This is a genomic window from Lelliottia sp. GFLA7 (genome assembly GCF_056490165.1).
Window position 1 is genome coordinate 547,570 of sequence record NZ_JBWLAQ010000001.1, and the last position, 18,914, is coordinate 566,483.

The 18,914-nt window shown below is 51.9% G+C and carries 16 protein-coding genes; 3 read left to right on the forward strand and 13 right to left on the reverse strand.

All coding sequences use genetic code 11. The features are described from left to right. Positions 1 to 44: 44 nt before the first annotated feature. The gene (gene elyC / locus AC07RN_RS02745) at positions 45 to 824 is read left to right on the forward strand and encodes an envelope biogenesis factor ElyC (protein ID WP_478335508.1); all 780 of its coding nucleotides are present in this window, start codon (positions 45 to 47) and stop codon (positions 822 to 824) included. On the opposite strand, the gene AC07RN_RS02750 is transcribed toward elyC, so the two are convergent. The 13 genes from AC07RN_RS02750 to AC07RN_RS02810 form a co-directional block, all read right to left on the reverse strand. Beyond that, entirely contained in the window at positions 801 to 1,694 is an 894-nt protein-coding gene (locus tag AC07RN_RS02750; RefSeq protein WP_012016835.1) for a YcbJ family phosphotransferase, read from the reverse strand. The genes elyC and AC07RN_RS02750 overlap by 24 nt on opposite strands. A gap of 144 nt (positions 1,695 to 1,838) precedes the next feature. Continuing rightward, positions 1,839 to 2,585, reverse strand: a complete 747-nt coding sequence (gene kdsB, locus AC07RN_RS02755) for a 3-deoxy-manno-octulosonate cytidylyltransferase (protein ID WP_478335509.1) — start codon at positions 2,583 to 2,585, stop codon at positions 1,839 to 1,841. Continuing rightward, positions 2,582 to 2,764, reverse strand: coding sequence for a protein YcaR (gene ycaR / locus AC07RN_RS02760; RefSeq protein WP_012016833.1), 183 nt, complete (start codon positions 2,762 to 2,764; stop codon positions 2,582 to 2,584). Before ycaR ends, kdsB begins: the two co-directional genes overlap by 4 nt. A 45-nt stretch (positions 2,765 to 2,809) precedes the next feature. Further along, positions 2,810 to 4,039: a winged helix-turn-helix domain-containing protein gene (locus AC07RN_RS02765; RefSeq protein ID WP_478335510.1), complete on the reverse strand. Its 1,230-nt coding sequence runs from the start codon at positions 4,037 to 4,039 to the stop codon at positions 2,810 to 2,812. 42 nt (positions 4,040 to 4,081) lie between these two features. Beyond that, positions 4,082 to 5,059 carry a tetraacyldisaccharide 4'-kinase gene (lpxK, locus tag AC07RN_RS02770; RefSeq protein ID WP_478335511.1) on the reverse strand — a complete coding sequence of 326 codons (978 nt, stop codon included), beginning with the start codon at positions 5,057 to 5,059 and terminating at the stop codon, positions 4,082 to 4,084. Then, complete coding sequence (gene msbA, locus AC07RN_RS02775; RefSeq protein WP_012016830.1) at positions 5,056 to 6,804, reverse strand: lipid A ABC transporter ATP-binding protein/permease MsbA; 1,749 nt, start codon at positions 6,802 to 6,804, stop codon at positions 5,056 to 5,058. Before msbA ends, lpxK begins: the two co-directional genes overlap by 4 nt. Before the next feature lie 36 nt (positions 6,805 to 6,840). Next, positions 6,841 to 9,105 carry a ComEC family protein gene (locus AC07RN_RS02780; protein ID WP_478335512.1) on the reverse strand — a complete coding sequence of 755 codons (2,265 nt, stop codon included), beginning with the start codon at positions 9,103 to 9,105 and terminating at the stop codon, positions 6,841 to 6,843. A 210-nt stretch (positions 9,106 to 9,315) separates the two neighbouring features. Then, positions 9,316 to 9,603, reverse strand: a complete 288-nt coding sequence (gene ihfB / locus AC07RN_RS02785) for an integration host factor subunit beta (RefSeq protein WP_012016828.1) — start codon at positions 9,601 to 9,603, stop codon at positions 9,316 to 9,318. Positions 9,604 to 9,773: 170 nt separating this feature from the next. Beyond that, positions 9,774 to 11,447: a 30S ribosomal protein S1 gene (gene rpsA / locus AC07RN_RS02790; RefSeq protein WP_012016827.1), complete on the reverse strand. Its 1,674-nt coding sequence runs from the start codon at positions 11,445 to 11,447 to the stop codon at positions 9,774 to 9,776. A gap of 110 nt (positions 11,448 to 11,557) precedes the next feature. Next, complete coding sequence (cmk, locus tag AC07RN_RS02795; RefSeq protein WP_012016826.1) at positions 11,558 to 12,241, reverse strand: (d)CMP kinase; 684 nt, start codon at positions 12,239 to 12,241, stop codon at positions 11,558 to 11,560. 184 nt (positions 12,242 to 12,425) lie between these two features. After that, positions 12,426 to 13,709 carry a 3-phosphoshikimate 1-carboxyvinyltransferase gene (gene aroA / locus AC07RN_RS02800; RefSeq protein ID WP_478335513.1) on the reverse strand — a complete coding sequence of 428 codons (1,284 nt, stop codon included), beginning with the start codon at positions 13,707 to 13,709 and terminating at the stop codon, positions 12,426 to 12,428. Between the two features lie 68 nt (positions 13,710 to 13,777). Further along, positions 13,778 to 14,866, reverse strand: a complete 1,089-nt coding sequence (gene serC / locus AC07RN_RS02805; protein WP_478335514.1) for a 3-phosphoserine/phosphohydroxythreonine transaminase — start codon at positions 14,864 to 14,866, stop codon at positions 13,778 to 13,780. Positions 14,867 to 15,028: 162 nt separating this feature from the next. Further along, entirely contained in the window at positions 15,029 to 15,721 is a 693-nt protein-coding gene (locus tag AC07RN_RS02810; RefSeq protein WP_478335515.1) for a DUF421 domain-containing protein, read from the reverse strand. 139 nt (positions 15,722 to 15,860) lie between these two features. Between AC07RN_RS02810 and ycaO the strand changes: the two genes are divergently transcribed. Next, on the forward strand, positions 15,861 to 17,621 hold the full coding sequence (gene ycaO, locus AC07RN_RS02815; RefSeq protein WP_478335516.1) for a 30S ribosomal protein S12 methylthiotransferase accessory factor YcaO: 1,761 nt from the start codon (positions 15,861 to 15,863) through the stop codon (positions 17,619 to 17,621). A gap of 405 nt (positions 17,622 to 18,026) precedes the next feature. Continuing rightward, the gene (gene focA, locus AC07RN_RS02820) at positions 18,027 to 18,884 is read left to right on the forward strand and encodes a formate transporter FocA (RefSeq protein ID WP_478335517.1); all 858 of its coding nucleotides are present in this window, start codon (positions 18,027 to 18,029) and stop codon (positions 18,882 to 18,884) included. The last annotated feature ends 30 nt before the right edge of the window (positions 18,885 to 18,914 follow it).

The window sequence follows — 18,914 nt, forward strand, 5'->3', positions numbered from 1 at the left end:
GCGGGTAATCGCCTGCTGTATGGTTAAAAAAGGAGCCAAAAAGGATGCTTTTTACCCTTAAGAAAGTTATTGGAGGCATGATGCTTCCTCTTCCACTCTTGCTGTTGCTGATGGCGCTCGGACTACTGCTGCTTTGGTTGACTCGTTTTCAGAAAACGGCAAAAACCGTGATGACAGCGGCCTGGCTGATGCTGCTGCTGCTGAGCCTGCAACCTGTCGCTGATGGGCTGTTGCGCCCTATTGAAGATAAGTACACGACGTGGCAGGGGAAACAGAAGGTGGATTACATCGTGGTGCTGGGTGGCGGTTACACCTGGGATCCCAATTGGGCGCCCAGTTCAAACTTAATCAATAACAGTCTGCCGCGTTTAAACGAAGGCATACGCCTGTGGCTGGCGAATCCGGGGTCTAAAATGATCTTTACGGGTGCGCCCGCAAAAAACAATCCGGTGAGTACCGCTGAAGCCGGGGCGCGCGTGGCTGAATCACTTGGCGTGCCGCGCTCGGCGATAATCACTCTCGACAGCCCTAAAGATACGGAAGAAGAAGCCGCAGCGGTGAAACAGGCCATCGGAAATGCCCCGTTCCTGCTGGTGACGTCCGCCTCGCATTTACCCCGCGCGATGATTTTCTTTGAACATGCCGGGTTACATCCTCTCCCCGCGCCAGCTAATCAACTGGCCGTTGATGCGCCTCTGAACCCATGGGAACGCGCGATCCCGTCACCGGTGTGGCTGATGCACAGCGATCGCGTGGGCTATGAAACGCTCGGACGCCTCTGGCAATGGTTGAAAGGATCGTCAGGCGAGCCAGGGCAAGAGTGATTTCGAGGCGAGATCGAAATTGGCGCGATTAAAGCGCCCGGTGTTGACGAGCTGCGCCACTTCATCCCACATGAGATAGACCCAGCGCCGCCAGAGGAAAGATTCCGAGACGGGCGCGCGCTGGAGATAATGCCAAAGCAAACCCTCTGCCAGGCCACTGTCGCTTAAACGGAAAAGCTCATATTCCCGCGGTGCCCAGAGCATAATTCCCGGCCCAACCATCGCCAGTAGCTGATCGCTGCGTGAATCCTTAAGCATGCTGCGCAGGGTGAAATTGCCATGAATCAACACGCAATTGTCGTTAAAACCGTCGAACAGCGCTGGCAGACATTCGCGCGTGCGGAATAAAATTCGCTTATCCTGCATCGTCAGGCCGGTATTACTGAATTGATTGAGCGTGCCCCACAATACTTCGACACGCTGGCGATACCAGTGAGGCCAGATATTTTCCTGGGTGCTGTCCACCGGGCCAACCAGGCCACGGCTATCCTGCCGGTGCCAGGCAAGCAGCGCTTCAACGATTTGGTCTTTCAGTTGCTCCCATCTGTCCGGCGTACGAGCGGGTGCCTCAACGGGAACACCGCGCAACCGTTCAATCAACAAAACATCCGGACCGGGATGTTCTTCATGCGTCATCACGCCATAGACGGTCGGCATACGCACCGTTCCGCTACGTGCGAGCAGAGACATTTTCCACGCCAGCTGTCTGGCGACACCGGGGGAAGAAAAACTCCTTGCCATTAGCGGCATCGGATTACCGTGACTGTCATACAGCGACCACAGCGAAGTGTCCGCCTTTTCATTCACACACTCCACCCGGCTGAGTTGTTCACCCAGCAGGTGGCTTAGCTCGGCACGCAGCTGTTCCATATCAGATTGTCCCCATCAAAACTACTGCTTTTATAATGAGCGCGTCGCAGACGGATGTCACCCTGATAAGATCAATTTGGATGAAGAAAAATGAGGGAAAACCTAGCGGTAGAGCATCCCCTCGAGTGAGGGGATGTGGGGATATTAATGCAGTTCAGCACGCACGCGTTCGAGATCTTCGGGTGTATCAACGCCCGTTCCAGGCACTTCCTGGGCAACCGCAACGTGGATTTTTTCGCCATACCAGAGCACACGCAGCTGTTCGAGCATTTCGATATGCTCCAGCGGACTTGCCGCCCAGGTTACATAGCGACGGATAAAGCCTGCACGATAGCCATAAATGCCCAAGTGTCGCAGGAACGTGTCGCCAATCACCTCTTGAGAGGCGGCAAAACGGTCGCGATCCCAAGGAATAGCCGCGCGGGAGAAATAGAGCGCGTAGCCTTCAGCATCCATCACCACTTTAACCGCATTCGGATTAAACGCTTCTTCAGCATGATGAATGGGCACGGCAAGCGTGGCCATTCCCACCTGACGCTGCGCGAGGTTTTCCGCGACCTGACGAATAATAGCCGCCGGAATCATCGGTTCATCGCCCTGCACGTTAACGATAACGGTGTCATCGCTAAAACCACATTTTTCGACGACTTCGGCCAGTCTTTCCGTGCCGGACTGATGATCGGCGCGAGTCATGCATACTTCGCCACCGGCCGCTTCGACAGCACGGGCAACGTCTTCGTGATCCGTGGCAACAATCACGCGATCGGCACCTGACTCACGTGCTCTTTCAAGCACATGGACAATCATCGGTTTGCCATTAATATCCACCAGCGGCTTACCTGGTAAACGCGTGGAGGCAAAACGCGCCGGAATAATGACGACAAAACTCATGGTCGGCTCTCTTCTGCCGCCAGCGAGCGGGCTTCCGTTTCAAGCAGGACCGGAATGCCATCGCGCAGCGGAAACGCCAGATTGTCCAGTTTGCAAATAAGTTCTTGTTTATCCTGGCTGTAATAGAGTTTGCCGTTGCACACCGGGCAGGCAATGATTTCAAGTAAACGGTGATCCATAGTTCCTCCGTATCAATAATGATGAAAGCTTACCACATTCCTTTTTCAGGCTATGTCTATTTCCCAGCCACTCCGACACGCGTCGAAAAGTTGATCGGGTAATCGCGAAAGGCTGACCCGATTTGCCCCCTGCCAACTGGCGAAATGGTTAAGTGCGGAGAAAAGCCCTTTTTCCAGCGCTGAACTGACTTTGACGCCCTCTTCCAGATACAACGCAATCACTTCCAGTACACCTGTTTTTCGGTGCATTTTGGCATCCATACGCCCCACCAGTTGGCCTTTATGCAGCAACGGCAAAACAAAGTAGCCATACTGACGCTTTGGCGCGGGGGTGTAACATTCAAGACGATACGTGAAGCCGAACAGCTGTTCAGCGCGCTTGCGGTCCCAGACGATGGGATCAAACGGTGACAATACGCTACTGTGCGACGCGCTCAACTTCCCGTCCAGAGCCTGGGGCAAGAGCGGTAATAAATCTGCATGCAGCCACATTTCACCTAACGTTTCTACCTCCACCTGCACGACGCGCTGCTTTTCTTGCCAGCATTCAAGCAGCGGTTTCAGGACGGGTTGTCGAAGCCGATAGTAATCCGCCAGCCACTGCGCACGGAAAATACCTAAACTACGGGCGCTATTCTCCAGCATGATGGCCTCTGCTGCGGTTTGACCAAGCAGATCGCGTGCATCGTCCCAGTGAGGCATCACACGATGAGTAAGATCGTAAACTCGCTGGAAGTTACGCCGCTCAACCACCATGACTTTTCCGGACGTAAACAGCCCCTCGAGATGGCGTTTATGCGGCTTCCACTCCCACCAGCCGCTTGTGCCTTTGCAGGGATGTTCAAAATCTGCTGAGCGGACCGGGCCGTTTTCGTGAATGTGCTCAATGAGTTTTTCGATTTCGTCCGCATTTTCGTGCATCCACTCCTGACGGTATTTCCAGCCCATTTTTTCTGGCGCCAGCATCCGATGACGGACCAGGCCAAAATCACTTCGCGGCAGGAAACATGCCTCATGAGCCCAATATTCCATGAGTTCTCCCCGACTCAGCGCGTCATCAAGCCATTGGGAAGGATAATCGCCCAGGCGACTAAAAAGGACGAGATAAGGGCTACGGGCAACGATGTTGATCGTATCGATTTGCAACAGCGACATACGCTGAACAGTAGAGAGAATATCCGAGGGTTGCGCACGGCGACGGGGTTTCTTTAAAAGGCCCTGTGCGGCAAGGTGCAGATTACGTGCTGCCTGGAGCGAGAGGTGCGGTAAGGGCATGCGTTTTCCTGTTCGTCATCGCGCTACCAGAACCGCATGCGCTTAACGCACCAGCGACATTAGTTCCTGGAGCAAGAGTTCTGGCTTTTCACCGCTGAATTCAGCATCCACCGGAAGATACCACCAGTTAGATTTTGCGAAAGCGCGGCATTTGACCGCATCTTTCTCGGTCATGATCAGGTTTTGGTTAACGGTCACCAATGGGTCAACATCCACAATGCTAAGAGCCTGATGATCGGCAAGAGGAATCCTGGCTTCAAGATGGGCACCACATTGCTCCAGCGTCGCAAAGAAACGAGGTGGATGTCCAATCCCAGCCATCGCAACCAGGGCGGGCAGTTGCGAAACCTCCCGCCTTTCTCCGGTCAGTAGATTCACGGCCTGACTGGGGATTAATCGCATCGGAATTTCACCTGGCAGCGCTTCACCGCCGTTGACGATTACGGCGTCGACCGTGCGCAGTCGCGACGCTCGTTCACGCATCGGACCCGCGGGTAACCACCAGCCATTACCGAAACGACGCACGCCGTCAATAACCACGATTTCTTTGTCACGTGCGAGAGCATAATGCTGCAAGCCATCGTCCGTGATGACGATGTCAACCGGATGTGCGGCCAGCAACGCCTGAACGGCTTCGCTTCGATTTGGTGAAACAGCAACCGGAGCACCGGTTCGCTGAAAGATAAGCACAGGCTCGTCGCCCGCTTGTTCCGTTGTAGTCTGGGATGTCAGCAGCAGAGGATAACTTTCCGCTTTTCCACCATAGCCCCGTGACACAACGCCAGCCTGAATACCCCGCTGAGCGAGTTGTTCCACCAGCCAAATGACCACGGGTGTTTTACCATTTCCCCCGGCCGTGAGATTGCCGACAACAACAACGGGTACTGGTGCACGCCACGGACGTTTAATGCCAATTCGGTAGCAAAGACGGATGATGCCGCTCACCAGGCCATACAGCCAGGAAAGCGGCAATAGCAGCAGCCACAGAGGTGATTCTCCGGACCAGATGCGTGCAATCATGCGCCAAACTGCATTTTATGAAGCTGCGCATAGACGCCGCGTTGCTCGATAAGATCCGCATGGCTTCCACGCTCGACGATCAAGCCATCTTCCACCACGACGATTTCATCGGCTTGCTCGATCGTGGACAAGCGGTGTGCAATCACCAGCGATGTACGGTTTTTCTGCAGTTCATCCAGCGCCGACTGAATCGCGCGCTCAGACTCGGTATCCAGCGCAGAGGTTGCTTCATCCAGAATCAGAATCGGACTGTCGCGCAACAGCGCGCGAGCTATCGCGATTCGCTGACGCTGACCGCCTGAAAGCAACACGCCGTTCTCGCCGATAATGGTGTCGAGACCGTTATCCATCTTGTTGATGAAGTCCATCGCATAAGCCATACGAGCCGCATTTTCGATTGCTTCACGACTGTACTCTTCCGTACGTGCATAAGCGATGTTATTGGCTACCGTATCGTTGAACAGATGGACGTTTTGAGAGACCAGCGCCACCTGATTACGCAGCGACTGAAGCGTATACTCTCTCAGGTCATGACCGTCCAGCAGAATTTCACCTTCATCGATATCGTAGAAACGGGTCATCAGGCTGGCAATCGTCGATTTACCTGATCCTGAACGTCCGACAAGCGCAACTGTTTTACCTGCTGGAATGCTCAGGTTGATATTGCGCAAGGCAGGGATTTCGCGGCCAGGATAGGTGAAGGTCACATTGCGGAACTCCACATCACCGTGAGCGCGTTCGATAACACGTTTGCCTTCGTCTTTTTCTTGTTCGGAGTCCAAAATACTGAACAGCGTCTGACATGCTGCCATACCGCGCTGGAACTGGGCATTAACGTTGGTCAATGATTTCAGTGGGCGCATCAGAGCAATCATCGATGAGAACACCACAGTTATCGTGCCCGCAGTTAATGTCTCCATAACGCTTGGGAAGCTGGCAGCATAAAGAACAAATGCCAGAGCCAGAGAGGCAATCAGCTGAATGATCGGATCCGAGATTGAAGAGGCTGAAACCAGCTTCATCCCCTGTAAACGCATTTTGTTGCTGACCTTGTCAAAGCGTTTAGTTTCGACATCCTGCCCACCGAAGATTAATACCTCTTTGTGGCCTTTCAGCATTTGCTCGGCACTGGTCGTCACCTGCCCCATCGTATTCTGCATATTCTTACTGATGCTACGAAAACGCTTGGATACGACGCGAATAGCGATTGAAACAATGGGTGCCAGGACGATTAGGATGATCGACAACTGCCAACTGTAATAGAACATCAAAACGAAGAGGCCGATAATCGAAGCCCCTTCACGTACGACGGTAATCAGCGCACTTGAAGATGACGACGCTACTTGCTCGGAATCATAAGTGATACGCGACAGTAAAGTGCCGGTAGATTGCTTATCGAAGAAAGCAACAGGCATTCCCATCATGTGGCTGAAGAGTCGACGACGCATGGTCATCACCACTTTGCCTGATACCCAGGAGATGCAGTAGCTAGAGACATAACTGGTCACGCCGCGAAGGATCATCAGCCCGATAACCACCAGAGGCATCCATAGCAACACTGAGCGATCCGTTTTACCAAAACCGTCGTCCAGTAACGGTTTGAGGAGCGATAGCATAAAGGTATCGCTTGCTGCGTTGAGGATTAATGCAACACCCGCCACGAGCAGACCTGTTTTAAAGGGTGCAATCATCGGCCAGAGTCGGCGGAAGGTCTGCCACGTGGAGAGATCTTTGTCGTTATGCATTCAAAAAACCAGCATTTGTTGAAATAGCCGCATATTCTACCCGTTATCTACGGGCACGCCAAACCACTGATGATACCAACGCGGTAAAATTTGATCTCGTAAGCGGCGGATTTGCCAACCTTGTGATGAAAAACTGACTGAGATTTGCCCATATTGCGGTGTATCGAACCAAGAGTAGCCTTCCTGTTTGTAACGTGTAACCACTTTGAAAGACGGAAATCGCCATGCGTTGTAACGCGCCGCCGAGGCTAACGCAATTTTCCCTGCAACACGCTGTACCAGCGCCTGAGACGAAGACGTGTTACTGCCATGATGTGGCACCTGGATAAGTGTAGACGCTAGAAACTGCCAGTGGTGACTGAGCATCGCTAACTCGGCCTTTGCTTCAATATCGCCCGTTAACAATGCACTGTGCTTGCCATCATCGATTTTCACCACGCATGAACGGTTATTACCTAACGCCTTGTACTCTCTCGGCGGCCAGTGAACCGTAAAGGTCAAGCCTTGCCACTGCCAGTGTTGCCCCTTGAAACAGGGCTGATGATTGGCCCAACCTAGCGGGCTTCTTATCCACATCATTGGCCACACCTCACGTAATGAATTCAACCCACCGATATGATCGCTGTGGTCATGGCTAATGATTACCCCTTCAGGGGTTAGATGGTGCCAGCGCAGCCAGGGAATAATGTGCTGCTTCGCGCTGTCTCCGCCCGGCCAGGCTAATCCGGTATCGTACAAAATGGCTCTGCCATTATGCTCGATGACCATTGCCAGACCCTGCCCAATATCCAGCATATGGACCGTCCAACCTTCTGATTTCACGGGGCGCCACAACAGATACGTGAGCAAAACACTGCTGACAATACTTATCACAGGAGCCGATACCCAGGCCCGAAATCGCCAGCCAATAATTGCGAGCCATGGCAAGAGCGTGACCGGTAGCCAGCGTTCATCAATATCTATCCAGCCGTCCGGTAGCCCTTTCAACAGCCAGAAGAGAACAGCCAGAGATTTATCCGCTAACAGCCAAACACACTCCTCGAACAGGTGTAAGGGACAAAGGTGTAACAGCATTCCTACCAGGATCAGCGGTACTGAAATAAACGTCACCAGCGGGACGGCAAAAATATTGGCGACTAACGATGAAATGCTCATCCCGTGAAAAATACTGACCTGAAGCGGTAACAGTAAAAACAGCATCCCCAATTGCAGATGCAGCAGAGTAATCAAGGGCTTTATCCACCGCGGATAGCCCCCTTCCGGCAAAGGCAGCCACTGATACCAAAAAATAAGCGCGACGACGGCAAAGGCGGAAAGCGCGAGGCTTTGTGAAAGGACCGCCAGAGGGTCGACAAAAAGAATTGCCGCTACACAGCATAACCACACCTGCCACGGAGACCACTGACGACCGCTGAAACGGAGTGATGCCAGTGCAACGAGCGAAACGACGGTGCGTAGCGCTGGCGGCTGCATACCGGTGAGCCACGCATAGAACGCAGCGAAACAGACGCCCGCCAGAAGTGGCATGCGCCATCCCGTCCAGCGACACGAAAGGAAGAACTGAATGCCTCGCACGATAAGCCATACGAGTGATGCCGCAAAGGCAATGTGTAACCCGGAAATCGCCATCAGGTGTAACGTACCCGTTTCCCGCATCAGGTTTTTGATCTCAGGAGAGATCGCTAATCGTTCCCCCATTCCGAGCCCGAGAATGACTGAGCCCCATGAATAAGGCGCTAAAGCTGAAGTGAGCGAAGAAAGATAGCGAGCCCGTAAGCTGCAGGTGAGATCTACTGCTTCTGCATGGGTGAAGCGCCCGCTCAGCGGCTGATGCATGCTTAGCACATAGCGCTGTGAATCAAATCCCCCATCATTGAGTTCGCCGTGCACAGCGCGAAGGCGTAACGTCATGGCCCACCGCTGTCCCGCGCATGATGGTTGCGGTAAATAGTTACCGTATAGAGTGACGCCTGTTGTTGAAAACCAGGGTTTTCCGTTGAGGCTCACGATTCGCCCTTGATGAGTGGTTGCGCCATCGGTCGATGTAATAACCATCTCAACTTGCTGCGGTCCTGCCGTTAAATGCTGCATAGGCCAAACGGATTCAAGAGCGGCTAACACTCCCCACGCAAAGAAAATCAACCACAAACCGACATAGCGTAGCCATCTCAACCGCTGGAATCCCAGCAAAGTCCCGGCGGTGATACAGACCCAGGTCATCCAAATATCGGGAAGTGAAGGCAACCACAACAGCGGTAAAATCGCTGTTATCAGACATGCACTTATCGCCGGAATACCCATAACACCTCCCTGTTCAGGACAGTGTGGTACGGTAATAGTGCAGAGTCAGCCCCGAAAAGGAGAAAATACGCGCAGTGCAGAAGGGATTCTTTCAGTGTGCAGTAACGACAAAGGGTACTTGCGAAGCGGCTTCAGGTTTATAGCTAAACCCATAAAAAAAGCACCCGAAGGTGCTTTCATTAGATAACCCAGTTTTGCCCGCAGGCAAACTCAGTTCCCGTAAATATTGGCGCGATCGCGCAGTTCTTTACCGGGTTTAAAGTGCGGAACATATTTGCCTTCCAGATCCACTTTATCGCCAGTCTTCGGGTTACGCCCGGTTCGTGGTGCACGATAGTGCAGAGAGAAACTACCGAAACCGCGGATTTCAATGCGCTCGCCCTGTGCAAGAGTCGAGGCCATATGCTCCAGCATCTCTTTAACTGCATCTTCCACTGCTTTTGCAGGAATGTGCGATTGCTGGCTGGCAAGTCTTTCAATCAATTCTGACTTGGTCATGATTCCTCCGGTTCCTTCAAACCATTTAGCTGAACAGCTTATTAAACAAGGGCGGCCGTAGCCGCCCTTTGTTATTGATTACAGGACGAATCCTGCAATCTGTCAAGTCTGCTCGTCATCCTTCGAGATGTAACAGAGTTACATCTCAATAAGATGCAGAGAACTTGATATTACTCGCCTTTAGCTGCTTTGAAAGCTTCAGCCATTGCGTTGTTGGAGAAACCAGCATCTTCCTGTTTGTTAACAGTTGCGATTGCATCTTTCTCATCAGCTTCGTCTTTAGCACGAACAGACAGGCTGATTGCACGGTTCTTACGGTCAACACCGGTGAACTTAGCTTCAACATCGTCGCCAACGTTCAGAACCAGAGTCGCATCTTCAACGCGGTCACGTGAAGCTTCAGAAGCGCGCAGGTAACCTTCAACGCCGTCAGCCAGTTCTACGGTTGCGCCTTTAGCGTCAACTGCAGTCACTTTACCGTTTACGATTGCGCCTTTCTTATTCACAGCAACCCAGTTGTTGAACGGATCTTCTGCGAGCTGTTTAACGCCCAGAGAGATACGCTCACGTTCTGCGTCAACCTGCAGAACAACCGCTGCGATTTCGTCGCCTTTTTTGTATTCACGAACTGCTTCTTCGCCTGTAGCGTTCCAGGAGATGTCAGACAGGTGAACCAGGCCGTCGATGCCGCCGTCCAGGCCGATGAAGATACCGAAGTCAGTGATAGACTTGATTTTACCTTCAACACGGTCGCCCTTGTTGTGGGTTTCCGCGAACTGCTGCCATGGGTTGTTTTTGCACTGTTTCAGGCCCAGGGAGATACGACGACGTTCTTCGTCGATATCCAGAACCATAACTTCCACTACATCACCAACGTTAACAACTTTGGATGGGTGGATGTTTTTGTTGGTCCAATCCATTTCGGAAACGTGAACCAGGCCTTCAACGCCTTCTTCGATTTCAACGAAGCAGCCGTAATCGGTCAGGTTGGTAACGCGACCAGTCAGTTTAGTACCTTCTGGGTAACGTTTAGCGATAGCGACCCATGGATCTTCGCCAAGCTGTTTCAGGCCCAGGGAAACACGGGTACGCTCGCGGTCGAACTTCAGCACTTTAACAGTGATTTCGTCGCCAACGTTTACGATTTCGCTTGGATGCTTAACGCGTTTCCACGCCATGTCGGTGATGTGCAACAGGCCATCAACGCCACCCAGATCAACGAATGCGCCGTAGTCAGTGAGGTTCTTAACGATACCTTTGACTTCCATGCCTTCCTGCAGGTTTTCCAGCAGCTGATCGCGCTCTGCGCTGTTCTCGGATTCGATAACTGCACGACGAGAAACAACAACGTTGTTACGCTTCTGGTCCAGCTTGATGACTTTGAACTCGAGCTCTTTGCCTTCGAGGTGCAGAGTATCGCGAACAGGACGAACGTCTACCAGTGAACCTGGCAGGAACGCGCGAATACCGTTCAGCTCAACAGTGAAGCCACCTTTAACTTTGCCGTTGATAACACCGACGACAGTTTCAGCTTCTTCGTAAGCTTTTTCCAGCGTGATCCAAGCTTCGTGACGTTTAGCTTTCTCACGGGACAGCAGAGTTTCACCGAAGCCGTCTTCTACTGCATCCAGTGCAACGTCAACTTCGTCACCCACCTGGATTTCCAGCTCGCCCTGGGCGTTTTTGAACTGCTCTGCCGGAATGGCAGACTCAGATTTCAGACCGGCGTCAACCAGTACGATATCTTTGTCGATAGCAACAACAACACCACGAACGATGGAACCCGGACGGGTTTCGATTGTTTTTAAGGATTCTTCAAATAGTTGAGCAAAAGATTCAGTCATGTTTAATCTTCAGGTTAATATAACGTCCACCTGGCTCCGTGCCGGATGGGGTTGTTTCACATACCCGCCGTCAATCCATTGCAGCGGGGGTACTACCAATTCTGTCGCAGTTAAGCGAGTGCCAATTTCTGGCGCGCATATTGTAACGCTTTTTCAATCACTTGCTCAATAGTTAAACTGGTCGAATCCAGAACTAGGGCATCTTCTGCCGGAACAAGCGGTGCTACAGCGCGGTTACGATCGCGGTCGTCGCGCTCTTTTATCTCGGATAAAAGGCGATCAAAGTTAACACTAAACCCCTTTTCCTGCAACTGAAGCATGCGACGTTGCGCGCGTTCTTCCGATGAGGCGTCAAGGAAAATTTTAACAGGCGCATCAGGGAAGACCACTGTGCCCATGTCGCGGCCATCAGCAATGAGCCCCGGCGCTTCACGGAATGCCCGCTGACGACGCAACAGCGCCTCTCGAACGCGCGGGAAGGCAGCGACCTGTGAAGCCGCATTCGCCACTTCCTGGGTGCGGATTTCACCGCTCACGTCTTCGCCTTCAAGAATGACTTCAAGGTTGCCATGCGTAGAGATAAAACGTACGTCCAGATGCGCAGCCAGAGGCACCAGCGCTTCTTCAGAGGCTACATCGACATGGTGATGCAACGCCGCTAAAGCCAGTACGCGATAGATTGCTCCCGAGTCTAAAAGATGCCATTGCAATGCTTCTGCCATCGCTTTACACAGAGTACCTTTCCCTGCGCCACTTGGCCCATCAATGGTGATTACCGGGGCAGCTGCCGTCATCGTTTTCTCCTTCATTAAGGCATACCGTTAACATGAACGCCGCGCATTATACGCGCCAAAGCAGGCAACTGTTATCTTTGCATGCAAATTACGGAATTAATGAACCAGAGTGTAGAAGAAATGGGCGGGAACACTGTCAGGAAGCGTAAGTCTTTGCCGCATCCGAAGATGCGGCAGGGATTTATCAAGCAAGAGTACTGATGCGTGCGAGCTGTTCGAAATAATCCGGGAAGGTTTTCGCGGTGCATTTCGGATCAAGAATCGTCACTGGCGTGTCGGATAACGCCACCAGCGAGAAGCACATCGCCATGCGATGATCGTTGTAGGTGCCTATCTCAGCGACCTGCAGTTTTGCAGGAGGCGTGACGCGAATATAATCTTCGCCCTCCTCTACCTGTGCCCCGACTTTGCGCAGCTCAGTCGCCATCGCAAACAAGCGGTCCGTTTCTTTGACGCGCCAGTTGTAAATATTTCGAAGCGTTGTTGTTCCTTTGGCAAACAGCGCCGCCGTCGCAATGGTCATTGCCGCATCCGGAATATGGTTCATGTCCATATCAACCGCATTGAGCTCGCCTTGCGTACAGGAGATGAAATCATCGCCCCAGGTCACCACCGCGCCCATTTTTTCCAGCACATCGGCAAAGCGAATATCGCCCTGCACGCTGTTACGCCCGATTCCTGTAACTTTAACCGTGCCGCCTTTAATCGCACCTGCGGCCAGGAAATAGGACGCTGAAGATGCATCGCCTTCAACAAGATAATTGCTCGGAGATTGATATTGCTGGGCACCGCGAACCACAAAGCGCTGGTACGTCTGGTTTTCGACCTCGACGCCAAACGTTTTCATCAGATGCAGCGTGATATCGATATAAGGTTTAGACACCAGATCGCCTTTGATGCTAATCACCGTATCCTGCGGGGCCAGCGGCGCAGTCATTAAAAGCGCGGTCAGGAATTGACTGGATACGCTGCCGTCGACTTCCACATTGCCGCCGGTAAACCCACCGCGTAAACGTACTGGCGGATAGTTTTTCTGCTCAAGGTAGTCAATCTGCGCGCCGCCCTGACGCAGTGCGTCGACCAGATGGCCAATTGGACGCTCTTTCATGCGCGGTTCGCCGGTCAGCACGATATCGTTACTTCCCAGACACAACGCAGCTGCCAGCGGGCGCATCGCCGTTCCCGCGTTACCTAAAAACAACTCCAGCTCGGTAGCCGATTTGAGCGCACCGTCGTTACCCACGACTTCGCAGCGGGTACGATCGGCAGACAGCGTGAACTGAACACCCAACGCCTTCAGCGCATTGAGCATATGGCGAACGTCATCGCTATCCAGCAAGTTAGTAAGGACAGTGGTGCCGTTTGCCAAAGCGGCCAGCAGCAGCGCGCGGTTCGAGACACTTTTTGAGCCAGGCAGATTAATGGTGCCATCGACTCGCGCGATAGGTTGTAACGTCAGGGATTCCATGAAGCTTAACTCTCAACTCGACATAATAAAAAACCCCGCAGCGACGCTACGGGGTGAACATAGCGCGATTAACCGTGGCGACGTTCGAAGTCGACCATAAAATCGGTCAGCGCGTTGACGCCTTCAAGAGGCATCGCATTGTAGATAGAAGCACGCATGCCGCCCACAACGCGGTGGCCTTTAAGCGCATGCAAACCTGCGGCGAAAGACTCTTCAAGGAAGACTTTATCCAGATTGCTGTCCGCAAGCTGGAACGGCACGTTCATGCGCGAGCGGTTGGCTTTCGCGACATCGTTACGATAGAAATCACTGCCATCAATTGTGCTGTAAAGCAGCTCGGCTTTTTGCTGATTGATCTTGTCCATCTGCGCCACGCCACCGTTTTTCTTGAGCCATTTAAAAACAAGGCCAGAAAGATACCAGGCGAACGTTGGCGGGGTGTTGAACATCGAGTCGTTATCGTTCAGCACGGTGTAGTCGAGAATAGAAGGACACGCCTTATGCGCTTTGCCTAAAAGATCTTCACGCACAATCACCAACGTCAAGCCAGCCGGACCGATATTTTTTTGCGCACCCGCATAGATGACGCCGTAGCGGCTTACGTCCAGCGGACCGGAGAGAATGGTGGAAGAAAGATCCGCAGTGACCACCACATCATTGCCAAAGTTTGGCTCTTCATGAATGGCGATGCCGTCGATCGTTTCATTCGGGCAGTAGTGCAGATATGCGGCATTGTCGGATAGCTGCCACTCGCTCATGGGTTTAACTGCGCGCAAGCCATCAACCGTCACTTTGGCATCGATCACATTGGGTGTGCAGTATTTATGCGCTTCTTTGACCGCACTGGCAGCCCAGTAACCGGCATCGACATAATCTGCGGCCGTTTTGTCGCCCAGCAGATTTAACGGAATTCCTGCAAACTGACCACGACCGCCGCCATGACAGAACAATACTTTGTAGTTCGAGGGAATATTCAGCAGATCGCGAAAATCCTTTTCTGCCTCTTCCGCCACGTGGATAAATTCTTTACCACGGTGGCTAATTTCCATCACCGATGTACCAAGGCCCTGCCAGTCGCAAAGCTCCTGCTGGGCTTGTTTAAGTACATCTACCGGTAACATTGCCGGACCTGAACTGAAATTGAAGACCTGAGCCATTTACCCTCACCACGCTAAAAGCACTAAGTTATAACTGTGGATATCGGTTTTATCATTCAGTGACACGCGCCGCAATGTCTAAAACTTATGACCCGGAAAATGTGTCCACCGTCACACAAAACATTCTGCCACCACATAGGCACAAAACCGACAAAATGGCTGTCAGGTGATACGTTTAGCCCTGCTAACCTTCGTCCATTCTGGGTGCGCACAGCGGGGACATAATTGATGTTCCCCCACCTGCATGGTGACAACATGGCTACAACGTATACAGGCATACTCGCCTGATTCTGGCACGACCATAAATCGCTTCACGCACTCATCGGGCAAAATACACAGACCCGGTTTTACATCTTCGTCGTCGTAGTAATACACGCTGATCTGGCCGTTGGTTTCCATAATAGCCAGTCGTACTTGCCCCAACTGCTCCACGCTGTTGAGGCGTAACTCCATGAAAAACTCAAATTCGGTCATGTTAGCGCTACGGACTTTCTCCCAGGCGAGCTGCCCCTCTTGCACAATCACCACCGGTTTACCTTCCAGCAAATCCTCAAGTTTTTCACTTTTCGACATCAGCCACATCACCAGGCGATACAGTAACGCTAGTGTGACAAAAACGATCAACACCGGGATCATCGGTACGTCATCGTAAAAGGCAACGTCCCCAGCCGCCGAGCCGAGGGTAAGGATGATTAATACCTCAAACAGCGACATCTGCCGTACGCCGCGGCGGCCCGTAATCTTGAGAAACAAAAAAACCAATATAAAGGTATAGAGGCTGCGAAGAGCCACTTCCCCTAAAAACTCTAACGGAACTTTGTCGAATGCCATCCGTTGAAGATCAAACGCTTTCATTTTTTCTATGCCTTAACAGTGAGTTACTGCCTGTAAGCATAGTCCAGCCTTTTATTTTCGCCGTATCCTTCGCGAAGATAGCGCCAGTCACGCAAAACCCGTATCATTGCGCGCTTTCCGTACGATAAAAGTGATAGCTATGACTCAAACATTCATCCCCGGCAAAGACGCCGCCCTGGAAGATTCCATCGCTCGCTTCCAGCAAAAACTGACCGACCTGGGCTTTAATATCGAAGAAGCCTCCTGGCTCAATCCAGTTCCGCACGTCTGGTCTGTTCATATTCGTGATACCGATTGCGCGCTTTGCTTTACCAACGGTAAAGGTGCCACCAAAAAAGCGGCTTTGGCTTCTGCGCTGGGTGAGTATTTTGAGCGTCTGTCCACGAACTATTTCTTTGCGGATTTCTGGCTGGGCGACACGATCGCCAACGGCCCGTTCGTGCATTACCCGAATGAAAAATGGTTCCCGCTGACGGAAGACGATGAATTGCCAGACGGCATTCTGGATACGCGCCTGCGTGCATTTTACGATCCTGACAACGAACTGACCGCCGGTATGCTGATCGATCTGCAATCCGGTAACGACGAGCGGGGTATTTGCGCCCTGCCGTTTACCCGTCAGTCTGATGAACAAACTGTCTATATTCCGATGAACATCGTCGGTAACCTGTATGTTTCTAACGGTATGTCTGCCGGTAACACCCGCAACGAAGCTCGCGTTCAGGGCCTTTCTGAAGTGTTTGAGCGCCATATCAAAAATCGCATTATTGCGGAATCCATCAGCCTGCCGGAAATCCCGAGCGACGTGCTGGCGCGCTATCCGGGCGTGGTGGAATCCATCGCTAAACTGGAAGCCGAAGGCTTCCCGATCTTTGCTTACGACGGTTCACTGGGCGGCAAATACCCGGTTATCTGCGTGGTGCTGTTCAACCCAGCTAACGGGACGTGTTTCGCCTCATTTGGCGCGCACCCTGATTTTGGCGTAGCGCTGGAACGTACCGTGACCGAGCTGCTGCAAGGCCGTAGCCTGAAAGATCTGGACGTGTTTACGCCACCGACCTTTGATGATGAAGAAGTGGGCGAACACACTAATCTGGAAACTCACTTCATTGATTCCAGCGGTTTGATCTCCTGGGACATGTTCAAACAGGACGCTGACTACCCGTTCGTGGACTGGAATTTCTCCGGCACAACCGAAGAAGAGTTCGCCACGCTAATGGCCATCTTCAAAGCCGAAGATAAAGAAGTGTACATCGCCGATTACGAACACCTGAGCGTTTACGCTTGCCGTATTCTGGTTCCTGGCATGTCTGATATTTATCCAGCAGAAGATCTGTGGCTGGCAAATAACGCAATGGGCAGCCATCTTCGCGAAACCTTGCTCGCCTTGCCGGGCAGCGAATGGGAAAAAGAAGAGTATTTGAACCTGATTGCCCAAATGGACGATGAAGGTCACGATGATATGACCCGCGTGCGTGAGTTGCTGGGTCTGGCGACCGGTAAAGACACTGGCTGGTACACGCTGCGTATTGGCGAACTGAAAGCAATGCTGGCGCTGGCCGGTGGCGATCTGGATCAGGCTTTGGCCTGGACCGAGTGGACCATTGAGTACAACCAGTCTGTATTCAGCGCTGAGCGTGCAAATTATTACCGCTGCCTGCAAACCTTGCTGCTGCTCTCTCAGGAAGAAGATCGCCAGCCGCTGCAATATTTGAACGCGTTCGTGCGTATGTATGGTGCTGATGCCGTTGAAGCCGCGAGTGCCGCCCTGAGCGGTGAAGCGCCATTCTATGGCCTTCAGCCTGTCGACAACGACCTCAAAGCGTTCCCGGCACATCAGTCACTGCTGAAAGCATACGAAAAACTGCAGCGTGCGAAAGCTGCTCACTGGTCAAAATAAGCGCACATAACACCATAGACTGTAGGCGTATCTAATCCGCTGAGCTATATTACGGGGCAATTTCATTGCCCCGTTTTTTATATTTATTCGCAATGAATTTTAATTGTAATAATAACGTTAATCACAGGTAAATATAATTATGTTTACTTGCGTTTTACTGTTACTTTTTAGGGCAATTACTCCATTTTAATTAACTGCCATCGGGAGCCTTCAGGAAATAATTCAACTCTTTTCATAACTTTTAAAATTTATTTTTATACGGATAATCAAAAACTTACGCCGCAATCGTAGCAAAACCATACGCTTTGCGGGCCTATAAGCCAGGCGAGATATGATCTATATCAATTTCTCTTCTATAATGCTTTGTTAGTATCTCGTCGCCGACTTAATAAAGAGAGAGTTAGTGTGAAAGCTGACAACCCTTTTGATCTAATACTCCCAGCAGCGATGGCCAAAGTGGCCGAAGAAGCGGGTGTCTATAAAGCAACAAAGCACCCGATGACGACGTTCTATCTGGCGATTACCGCTGGTGTGTTCATCTCCATCGCATTTGTCTTCTACATCACTGCGACCACCGGTACTGCTGCGATGCCTTTCGGTATTGCAAAATTAATTGGCGGTATCTGTTTCTCACTGGGTTTGATTCTGTGCGTCATCTGTGGCGCTGACCTCTTTACCTCAACAGTCCTTATCGTTGTGGCAAAAGCGAGCGGAAGAATCACCTGGGGCCAACTGGCGCGCAACTGGCTCAACGTCTACGTTGGCAACCTGATTGGCTGTTTGCTCTTTGTTCTGCTCATGTGGTTGTCTGGCGAGTACATGGCCGCCAACGGTGGCTGGGGGCTTAACGTCCTTCAAACCGCCGACCACAAAATGCACCACACATTTATCGAAGCCGTCGCTCTGGGTATCCTCGCAAACCTGATGGTGTGCCTGGCTGTCTGGATGAGCTACTCCGGACGTAGCCTGATGGACAAAGCCATGATTATGGTTCTGCCCGTCACCATGTTCGTCGCCAGCGGCTTTGAACACAGCATCGCAAACATGTTTATGATCCCGATGGGGATCGTCATCCGCAACTTTGCGAGCCCGGAGTTCTGGACCGCTGTTGGTTCAAGCCCGGAAAGTTTCTCTCACCTGACTATTATGAATTTCATCACAGATAATCTGATCCCAGTCACCATTGGGAATATTATCGGTGGGGGTCTGTTGGTTGGGTTGACATACTGGGTCATTTACCTGCGTGGCGACAATCATCATTGATGGTTTCTCAGGCAGTAAATAAAAAATCCA